Origin of the sequence: Actinomyces sp. ICM58, from assembly GCF_000283035.1 — a bacterium.
Taxonomy (GTDB): domain Bacteria; phylum Actinomycetota; class Actinomycetes; order Actinomycetales; family Actinomycetaceae; genus Pauljensenia.
In genome coordinates, this window is the sequence record NZ_ALIY01000004.1 from 1 (window position 1) to 1,690 (window position 1,690).

Annotated in this window: 1 protein-coding gene and 1 pseudogene; one reads left to right on the forward strand and one right to left on the reverse strand. The window is 63.7% G+C overall.

Annotated features, from left to right (window positions below):
* Nucleotides 1–68 precede the first annotated feature (68 nt).
* Nucleotides 69–794, forward strand: coding sequence for a hypothetical protein (locus HMPREF1138_RS00105; protein WP_009054998.1), 726 nt, complete (start codon nt 69–71; stop codon nt 792–794).
* Nucleotides 795–990: 196 nt separating this feature from the next.
* Here the strand turns inward: HMPREF1138_RS00105 and HMPREF1138_RS11180 are convergent.
* Nucleotides 991–1,275 (reverse strand): annotated as a pseudogene (locus HMPREF1138_RS11180) (transposase); the annotation flags it as partial.
* Nucleotides 1,276–1,690: the final 415 nt, after the last annotated feature.

Below are 1,690 nucleotides of genomic sequence, written 5' to 3' on the forward strand. Positions count from 1 at the left end.
CCCAGCAGCGCAACCGCCCCCTGGACGCCGCTGCCCGCCCCGGCCTCGTCCTCGGATAGCATGAAGGCATGGAGAACTCAGCCCTTCAGAGCGACCGACACGAACCCGGCGCCGCGTCGGCCGACGAAGAGGTGTCCGTCCCGCTTGACAACTCCACCAAGCGCGCGTTCCGGGTCTTCGTCGGACTTATCGTGATCGTCGTGTACGGGCTGTTCTGGCGATTCGGCCTGCGCGGCTCGTGGGGACAATGGTCGATGCGCGCGCAGATGGCGGCCGCCGTCATCCCCGCCTTCTTCATCCTCCTGTGGGTCCCCGTGGTCTGGGCCTCGCTTCGGTGGATGCTCCGCGACTTCATCAGGGCCCAGAAGTCTCCCCTCCTCGCTAAGCACGCGAAGGAGCCTAGTCCCTTCGCCGCCGCCTTCTCCTTTGTCTTCACTGCCGGCATCCTCGCGTTCGTCGCCTCCCGGGCATGGGGAAGCTACGGCCTCGCGGTCCAGGACTGGTGGGACGGGTCGACCCGACACGAGAACGTGAGCTGTCAGAACGTGCGTGAAGAGGGCGACGAGACCTACCTGAAGCGCGCCAACAAGACCTTCGTCATCTTCGACCTGGTGAGCGCCGACGGATACTCGCAGCACTTCGAGCTCAGGCTCTCCGACCTCGAGAAGGAGATGGAACGCGAGGATAGCCCCTACGTCGCCATCATGACCCTGTGCGAGGCGCAGGCCCCCGGCTTCGGCGTTTCCGTCTACGAGCGCACGGGCACCATCGCCGAGGTCTGGCGACGCGACTAGGGGTCGCGGCGCGAGCGCGGGGGTCGCGGCGGTGCTCGCTCCCGGCCCGTCTGGTTGAGTCGCGCTGTTCGGGGGCGGGCCGCTCCCGCTGATTGATACTGCCTCGGGGGACAGGGGTGAGGACTGGGTTAGTGGCTCTTCATAGTTGAGTGTGGGTGGAGGCATCTAGGCCCACTTCGATGTTGTACATTCCCACTCCCACCTCCGATATCACGGTCTTCTTCGTCGTGCCCCTCCTCGTGTTCGAGCGCGCCTGCGTGCTGGTCTGGCCCTTCTCATACCCCAAGTGCTCGGAAAGCTCAGCGGCAAGGCCGCGCTCCCAGGCCTCCTTAAGTAACGCGGGCAACAACCCCTGGCTACCCGTCATCTCGACCTCGCCAGCATCAAGACGCTCAAACAACGCATCCAACGCCCCCGAGCGACGCAGCTCCTCCACAGCCTCACGCCCACTAGCGCCAGACACAACAACATCATCATGTATCAATCCTTTCAAACAAAACGATGGATACACAGACAATTGAACACGCCTCGAGGCGCTCCCCTCTGTGTGACGAGGCAGTCCTCCACTCTGTGCGACACAGTCACCTCTGCACACGCCGACCACACTTTCACTTGTTCCGAGGGGCAGTGCACCCGAACCGTAGGCATTACACCCCTTCTGTTCGGGTGCAGCGCCACGTAACGGGTGCAGCGCCACATAACGGGTGCAGCGCCACGTAAAGGGTGCAGCGCCTCGTAACGGGTGCATCGCCAGCGGCTCGTCCCCTGCACACCAATCCACACACGCCTCATCCAAGGACACACCACCACCAACTTGCGCACAGGCCCACCCGGTCACCCACACTCAACTCTGAAGAGCCGGGCTATTGTGGTCGCATGGCAACGAACTCGGATAC

Excerpts from the sequence above, each read along its gene's own strand:
- HMPREF1138_RS00105 (WP_009054998.1), top strand. The coding sequence starts at position 69 with ATGGAGAACTCAGCCCTTCAGAGCGACCGACACGAACCCGGCGCCGCG.